Raw genomic sequence first — 7,968 nt, 5'->3', positions numbered from 1 at the left:
CTCGGGCTGGTTCGGCGTGGTCATGCTCGCTCCACATCCGGACGCTCGTGTCGACCGGCGAGAGGTCTCGTCGGTCGGAGATCCGGGGGACGTCACTCGCGGGACCAGCCACCGGGATCGTTCCTCGGTGTCCGTTCCTCCCTGCCGGGCGACGTCGAGAACATTACGCAGCGGTGGCGCGGAAGATCAAGTCGGCCCTCGGTGACGCCCGTCACGCAGGCCCGGAGACGACGGCGGCCGGCCGACGGGATGCGCGCTGACCTGCGCGAACATCCGCGTCGACCGGCCGTCCGGTCGGTGCTGGTTCTCAGTACAGCGCGCTCGCCATCGCGCGGCGGGCCGCCACCACGCGGGGGTCGTCGCCGCCCACGACCTCGAACAGGTCGACGAGTCGCAGGCGGACGCGCTCCTTGTCGGCGCCGAAGGTCCGGCGCAGGACGTCGACGAGCCGGGCGAACGCGTCCTCGACCTGCCCGCCCAGGACGTCGAGGTCCGCGACGGCGAGCTGGGCGTCGACGTCGTCGGGCCGGTCCGCCGCCGCGGTCCGCACCGCACGCAGGTCGATGTCGTGCGTCCGCTCGAGCAGCCCCACCTGGGCGAGGCCGGCGCGGGCGAGCGCGTCGCGCGGGTTCTCGGTCAGCGCCTGCTCGTAGGCGGCGCGCGCGGCCGGGAGGTCGTCCGCCTCGATCGCGTCGTAGGCCGCCTGGTGCAGCGGGGGCAGCTCCGGCTCGGGCTCGACCTCGGGCTCCTCCCCTGCGGGTGCCACGCGTCCCGTGATGCCGTTCGCCTCGGCGGCCGCGAGCACCTGGTCGATGACCGCGCGCACCTGGTCACGCGGGTACGCGCCCTGGAACAGCGGCAGCGGCTGGCCCGCGAGCACCGCGACGACAGTCGGGACCGACTGCGCCTGGAACGCCTGGGCGACCCTCGGGTTCGCGTCGGCGTCGATCCGTGCCAGCAGCCAGCGACCCGCGTCCTCGTCGGCCAGCGCGGCGAGGTCCGCTGCCACGCCCGTGCTCACCTCGCTCCACGGCGCCCACAGCACGACGACCACGGGGTGCTGCGTCGAGCGCTGGAGGACGTCGTTGAACGTGGACTCGTCGACGTCGAGGGCGTAGGCGCTCGGCTTGTCGAGCCCGCCCGGCGTCCCGGGAGGCGGCGTCGAGCGGGCGAGGCCGGACAGGTCGACGGCGCCGCGGACGTCGAGGCGGGGACGGGGCCCGGAGGGCTGGGACATGCGCGTCATCCTTCGTCCCGGGCACCGCGTCCCGGGCTGGTCGTGTCGCTGGGTGGGTCGGGTCGGTCGAGGTCAGGAGGCGCTGGCGGCGGTCACCGCGTGCTCGGCCGCGAGGACCTGCACCGGTGCTCCGCTGTCGGCGGGCGGCACGTACATCACGAGCACGTCGGTGTAGGTCCGGGCGAATGCCGTGGCCGCGCTCTGCGTCCCCGTGAGCGCAGCGTAGAACGGGTCCTGGATCGGGATCGTCCCGCCGGCCACCGTGAGCGTCACCGTCGAGACCGTCGTCATCTGCCCGACGACGATCGCGCCGCCGTCGGCCGTCGCGAGCGCGACCACCGGAGCGGCGTCCGGCGTGTAGGTCTCCGTCGCCGACGCCGCCGACTCCACGCCCGCGACCATCGCCGCCCGCGCGGCCTCGATCGCCGCACGGAACGGGTCCGGTGCGAACGTCGCCGCGTACGCCGAGCCCGCTCCGTTCGCGAGGACGTCCGCGTACTGCGCCAACGCGTCCGCCGGCGTGACGACGAGCCCCTGGGCGTCGGGCGCGAGCACCGCGCTGCCCGTCGACGGCTCGGCCGTCGCCGGCATGCTGACGCCGGGGGCCATCCGCGCCCACCCCCAGAGCTTGTACTGCTCGCGGGGCGCCGCCTGCTGGAGCACCAGGATGCGGGGCGCCTGCAGGTCGTCCGGCTGCTCGGTCACCACGAGCTGCGTGCGCGGCCACTGGGTGGTCTGCGGGACGATCAGGACCTGCTCGTCGGTCGGCAGCACCGTCGGCGGCTTCGCGCCACCCGTCACGCCCGAGCGGACGTACTCCGCGGTCCGGGTCGCGAGCGCCGGGCCCGTCACCCGGGGCGCGAGCGCCGCCGGGTCGAGGGCCGCGTCCGCGGTGCTCAGGACCTCCCCGAGATCGCCGAGGACGTCCGTCGACTGCGCGACGGTCGTCGCCGCCGGGGCGACCGCAGGTGCCGGGTCCGGCGCGGGCTCCGGGGGCGGGGCGGCGCAGCCGGCCAGCACGGCGAGCGCGACGACGCCCGGGACGGTGCGCCGCAGCACGGGGGCGACACCGCGGCGACCCGCGCTCGACCGTCGGCCCCCGGTCGCCGTCGCCTCAGCGCGTCGGGTGGCGCGGTCGCCGGGGAGGTCGGCCTCGTGCACCGGGCGGGCGTCGCGGGCGGGGGTGACGGCGGCGGTGCGGGCGGGGCGGGTCGTCGGGCGGGTGCTCATCGGCCCTCCTCCTGGTCGTCGGTCGTCTCGATGGGCGGCAGACCCCACGCGCGGCGCCACGCGTCGCCGCGCGAGCCTGCGGGCGGCGCCGGCGTTGCGGACTGCTCGTCCGCACCGGGCAGCCAGGCCGGTCGCACGTGCGCCGACGGCGCGTCGGGCAACGTGGGCGAGCCGGCGCGGGACGGCTGGCCGGGCGCAGGCGGCACCGCGGACCAGCCGGGCGGGCGGGCGCCGCCGCTCGGCGCGCCGGTCGCCCACGACGGGCGGCCGGAGCCGTGCACGGCGGGACCCGACGGCACCGGGGCGTCGGCACGACCTGCCGGTCCCCCGGTCGTCGGGGTTCCCGGTGCGGAGGCGATCGACGCACCTGCCGGACGGTCGGCGGGCGGCCGCGGGCCGGAGCCCTGGCCGGGCCACTGCGGGCGCGACGTGGTCGCCGGGTCGGGTCGACGCGTCGCGCCCTCGCCGGAGTACGGCGGCTGGGCAGGGCCGGAGGCGGACGACGGTCCGCCCGGACGGTCCGACGGGCGGCCGGCACCGGGGCCGGACGGCGTGGGGCGGTCGTCGGGGCGGCCCGCCGGGGGGCCGGTCAGCCACGAGCCGGGTGCGCCGGGGGCGGAGCCGCCCGGGGCGGCACCGGCCGCCGCCGAGCCGCCGGCGGCGTGCGCGCCGTGACGTGCGGGCCCTGACGGGACCGCGCCGGGCGTTCCGGGGACCGGCGGGCGCGGGCCCGTCGACGACCCTCCGGACGCGCCGGCCGGCACGGGGTGGCGGTGGCCACCGGGCAGCGTCGAGGCCGGGCCTGCCGAACCCGTCGGGACGGGCGGGCGAGTGCTGCCCGGCACGGTCGACGAGGAGGCGTGCTCACCGCCGCGGCCGGCCGCGGGCGATCCGGTCGTCGCGCCCGCGTCGGGGGCGTTCACGACCGGGATCTGGCCGGTGCGCAGCGCACGTCGCGTCGGGACCGGGGCGTCCGCGGACCACTTCTCGGTGCCGGCGGACGTCGGCGCAGACGTCGACTCGCGTGCCGGACCGTCGGTCGACGGACGGCCGGTCGACGGACCGTCCGCTCCCGCCTGCGTCGACCCGGCGGTCGCGCCACCACCGCGTGCCGCGGAGTCCCCACGGCGGGACCACAGCGCCGCGAGTCCCCGGGCCGGCGGGGCGTCTCGCTCAACGGGTGCACCGGGCGCGACGCCCGCTCGGCCGGAGCCTGCGGCTGCGGCGCCCGGACGAGCGGCGTCGGCGGACGGACCGTCGGGACGGGCGACGTCGGCCGACGGCGCGCCGGGACGGCCCGGCGAAGCCGCGGCGTCCGGACGAGCGGCGTCGGACGACGTGCCGGGACGGCCCGCGTCCGCGAAGGAGCCCGGACGGCCCGGGGAGGCCGCGGGCGCGTCCGGACGAGCGGCGTCGGCGAATGCGCCCGGGCGGGGCGTCCCCGTGAGGCCGCCCGGGCGGGCGGCGTCGCCGGCAAGGGTGCCCGGGCGGGCGGCGTCGGTCGAGGCACCCGGGCGAGCCGGGTCGGTGGAGGCAGCGGCGCGGAGCGGGGTGCCGGTGGGGCTGCCCGGACGGGCCGCGCCCGCGGCCGACGCGGCGGCGCTCACGTCGGGTGCGTCGGCAGGGCTCGCGGCTGCGCGCGGCACATTGGCGGCGCGGGCGGCGGCGGCCTCGCGGAGCTGGCGGCGCGTGAGGGTCGTGGCGGTCGGGTCGTCGGCGCCGACGCCCGCACCCACGGCGATCGGGCCCGTGTGCACCGCGTGCCACTCGGGCTGGTCGAGGCCCCGGCGGCGGCGCAGCAGCTCGCGGGCGAGCAGCAGGAGCGACGCGAGGACCATCAGGGCACCGACGACGACGCACGGCCACAGCCACGGCGTCGTCACCGTCCGCGGCCACGCCAGCGAGAGGGTGGGCGGTGCGTCGCCCGTGCTCACCGCGAGCAGGCTCCAGCGACCGGGCTCCGCGTGCCACACGAGCTCGGCCGAGCCCTCACCCGTCGCCTCGGCGACCCAGAGGTCCGAGCCGGTCGGGTCCGCCACGGCGGGGGCCTCGTCGGCCGTCGCGTCGTCGGGGGCGGTCGTCGCGGCACCGTCGGCGGGGGCCGCGGGCTCCGCGCCCTCCGTCGCCGCCGCGTCGGGAGCCGCCGACGCGGACGCGGTGGGCGCGGGGGCGGCGACCGCGTCGATCGCGAGCTCGTGCCAGCCGTCGAGGCCCGTCACGCGGTCGTGCGCGTCGGTGCCGACCCAGCCGTCGACGTCCGTGTCGCGGCCGACCGCGAGGACGACGGGGGCGTCGTCGGCGGCCTCGACGGTCACGGTCACGGGGTCGCCGCCGAGCTCCAGGACGCCCGGGTCGGTGACGAGCGTCCGGGCGTCGCCGGACGTCGTGGCGACGAGGACGTCGTCGGCCCTCCACACCGTCGCGGACGCGATGCCGAGGCCGATGACGACCAGTCCGACGACGCCGAGCAGGGCGATGGTCAGTCGCTTGAGCACGCAGGATCCTCTCGGGACGAGAAGAACCAGGATAGGCAGAGGGGCCGCGCACGACCGAACGAGAGCGGACGGAACGGGTCGAACCCGGCACGTCGTCGCAGGTCCCGTGCGCGAGTCGGCACCGTCGGCCACCGGCCGCGGGGACGCGGGTCCGCGTCGTCCGGTCGGACGACACGCGTATCCTGGCCGGCGGGGCACCGGCTGCCGTCGAGCACCTCGTCGGAGGGGCCGCGCCGGCGCCCACGAGCCCAGGAGGACCGCTCGTGCCCGATGCCCGCACCCCCTTCCCGGTCGTGAACTTCCGTGGTTACGAACGTGAGGCCGTCGACGCCAGGATCTCCTCGCTGGAGAAGTCCGTCGCGGACGCGCGCGCGCAGGTCGAGGCCGCCGACGCGAAGGCGCTGCAGGTCGCGGGCGAGCTCTCCGAGGCGCACCGCCAGCTCCGCGAGGCCGAGCGGCCGACGTACTCCGGGCTCGGCTCGCGCATCGAGCAGCTGCTGAGGTCCGCCGAGGAGCAGTCGTCCGACGTCGTCACGCAGGCGAACGCGCAGGCCGCCGACGCCCTCGCCCGCGCCAAGCTCGCCGCCGGCCAGCTGCGTGCCCGTGCGGAGAACGAGGTCGCCGAGCTGCTCGCGACGTCGCGCCGCGAGGCCGAGGAGCTCCGCACCACCGCCGCCGCCGAGGCCGAGAGCACGCTGCTCGCCGCGCAGCGCCGCGCCGAGGAGCTAGTCGGGTCCGCCGAGCGGGAGGCCGCACGCATCCAGAGCGCGATCACGACCGAGGAGGCGGAGCGCCGCACGTCCCTCGAGCGCGAGCTCGGGACGCTGCGCGCCACCGTCGAGCACGAGGCGACGCAGCTGCGTGTCGCGACCGAGCGCACCGCGAGCGAGCTGCGGGCCCGCACCGAGGCCGAGACCACCGCCCAGCGGGAGGACGCCGAGCGCTACGCGCAGGACCTGCGCCAGGCGGCCGACGCCGACACCTCCGAGCTGCGCTCGCGCACCGAGGCCGAGCTGGCCGCGGCGCGCGCCGAGGTGGACCGGTACGTCGCGCAGCTGCGGTCCGACGCGTCGGCGGAGATCGCCGCCGTCCGCCAGGCCGCCGCCGCCGAGGTCACGTCGCTGCGCGTCCAGACGCAGGAGTACGCCGACGGCGTGCGCGCGAGCGCCGAGCGCGAGGCCACCGCGCTCCAGCAGCGCGTCTCCGGCGAGGTCGCCGCGCTGCGGGCCGAGGCCGAGCAGTACGCCGCGTTCGTCCGCGCGAGCGCCGAGCGCGAGGTCGGCGAGCTGCGTGCCGCGACCGCCGACGAGCTCGCCGCGGCCCGCACCGACGCGGAGCAGGCCGTCGTCGCCCTGCGGACGGACGCCGAGCAGTACGCCGCCGAGACGCGCGCCCAGGCGGAGCGCGAGACGAGCGAGCTGCGCGAGCGGACCGAGCACGAGGCCACGCACCTGCGCATCACCACCGAGCGCGAGACCGACGAGCTGCGCGAGATCACCGACCGCGAGACGTCCGAGGCACGCGCCGCGGCCGAGCGCGAGACCGCCGAGCTCCGCGAGCGGACCCGCCTCGAGGTCGACCGCGCGCTCACCGAGGCCCGCCGCACCTCGGGCGAGATCGTCTCCTCCGCGCGGGCGCAGGCCGACGAGCTCGTCCGGACCGCCGAGCAGCGCCTCGCCGACGCCGAGCTCGAGATCGCGTCGAAGCGCGAGGCGAGCGAGCGGGAGGACGCCGCGCGGCACGACCAGGCGCGCGTCGAGACCGAGCGGCTCGTCGCCGACGCCGAGGCGCACGCGTCCGAGGCCGAGGAGCGCGTCGCCAAGGCGCTCGCGCAGGCCGAGAAGGTGCGCAAGGACTCCGAGGACCACGCCCGCGACCTGGTCGCCAACGCCCGGCGCAACGCCGACCGCGTCGTCGCCGAGGCCCGCGAGCACGCCGAGAAGCAGATCTCGGACGCCATGACCGAGTCCGAGCGCGAGCGGACGACCGCGATGCGTCAGGTCGAGGACCTGCACCGTCAGCGCGAGTCGATCACCACGTACCTCGACGAGCTGCGGAACCTGCTCGGCCACAACCCCGACCGCGCGATGCTCGACCGTGCCGCGCGGGCCGAAGCCGCGTTCGAGAAGGAGCAGGCTGCGTCGACGACCAAGACGCAGTCCGCTCCGGTGGCGGCCACGGCGCCCGTGCTGTCCGACCGCACGAGCACTCCCCCGGCGCAGGCGTCGGGCTCGCCGCGCGGCACGGACGAGCGTGCGTCGGCGACCGCGTCCGGCACCGCTGCGGCTGGCACCGACGCCGGCGCGGACAGGGACGTCGACGCGGGCACGGACGTCCGCGCCGGCCGCGTCGACGCGACGGACGGCGACGCCGGGACCGGACGGGACGCCGCGGCGGACGACGCCGACGCGGGGCGCGACCCGCGGGCGGAGGAGGACGCGGCGGCGGACTCGGACGCCGTGGCGGACGAGGAGGCGGTGGCGGACGAGGGCGCCGCGGCGCACGAAGACGCGGTGGCGGACAAGGGCACGGCCACGGGCACGGGCTCCACGGCCGCCGAGGACGCGGAGGCCGCTCCGGACGTCGACGCCGGCCCGGACGCGACGAGCTCGGACGACGCGGAGACGAGCGCCGGGTCGCGTGCGGACAGCTCGGACGACACGTCGGGCACCACCGCTCGGGGCAGGGTCACGGCTGCCGCGGACAAGTCCGCCGACGACGCCGCGCCGGCTCCCGTCGCGCCGGCGCGCCCCGCCAAGCCGGCCCGACCGTCGGGCCGCCCGACCAAGGCACGACCCGCACCGGTCTCCGCCGCGATCCCCGTCGTCGCCGAGCCGGCGCGCGACGCGGACGAGGCGAAGCCGGCCGCCGGCGCGTCCGGTGCCGAGGACTCCGCGTCCGACGACGCGGCGGCGCCCACCCGCTGACCGTGTCGCGACGCCCCCGGTGCTGGACGCCGGGGGCGTCGCGGCGTCACGAGACCCCGACGAGCACCCGGCAGGCAGG

General features: G+C 78.3%; 4 protein-coding genes. 1 reads left to right on the top strand and 3 read right to left on the bottom strand.

Annotated elements, in window-relative coordinates; translation table 11 throughout:
- Positions 1-307: 307 nt before the first annotated feature.
- From KOV94_RS09155 to KOV94_RS09145, 3 genes are all read right to left on the bottom strand, one after another.
- Positions 308-1,237: a tetratricopeptide repeat protein gene (locus KOV94_RS09155; RefSeq protein ID WP_124343993.1), complete on the bottom strand. Its 930-nt coding sequence runs from the start codon at positions 1,235-1,237 to the stop codon at positions 308-310.
- A gap of 72 nt (positions 1,238-1,309) precedes the next feature.
- The gene (locus KOV94_RS09150; RefSeq protein WP_225916302.1) at positions 1,310-2,467 is read right to left on the bottom strand and encodes a DUF8094 domain-containing protein; all 1,158 of its coding nucleotides are present in this window, start codon (positions 2,465-2,467) and stop codon (positions 1,310-1,312) included.
- Positions 2,464-4,962, bottom strand: a complete 2,499-nt coding sequence (locus KOV94_RS09145) for a hypothetical protein (RefSeq protein WP_218051853.1) — start codon at positions 4,960-4,962, stop codon at positions 2,464-2,466. Before KOV94_RS09145 ends, KOV94_RS09150 begins: the two co-directional genes overlap by 4 nt.
- A gap of 263 nt (positions 4,963-5,225) precedes the next feature.
- Here KOV94_RS09145 and KOV94_RS09140 point away from each other — a divergent pair, with 263 nt between their 5' ends.
- Positions 5,226-7,889 (top strand): coiled-coil domain-containing protein, encoded by a 2,664-nt coding sequence (locus tag KOV94_RS09140; RefSeq protein WP_308160458.1) that lies wholly within the window; start codon positions 5,226-5,228, stop codon positions 7,887-7,889.
- Positions 7,890-7,968 lie beyond the last annotated feature (79 nt).

It is taken from the genome of Cellulomonas algicola, assembly GCF_019024305.1.
GTDB lineage: Bacteria > Actinomycetota > Actinomycetes > Actinomycetales > Cellulomonadaceae > Cellulomonas > Cellulomonas algicola.
The sequence above is the reverse complement of the archived record's forward strand: the minus strand, read 5'-3'. Positions and strand labels throughout refer to the sequence as shown.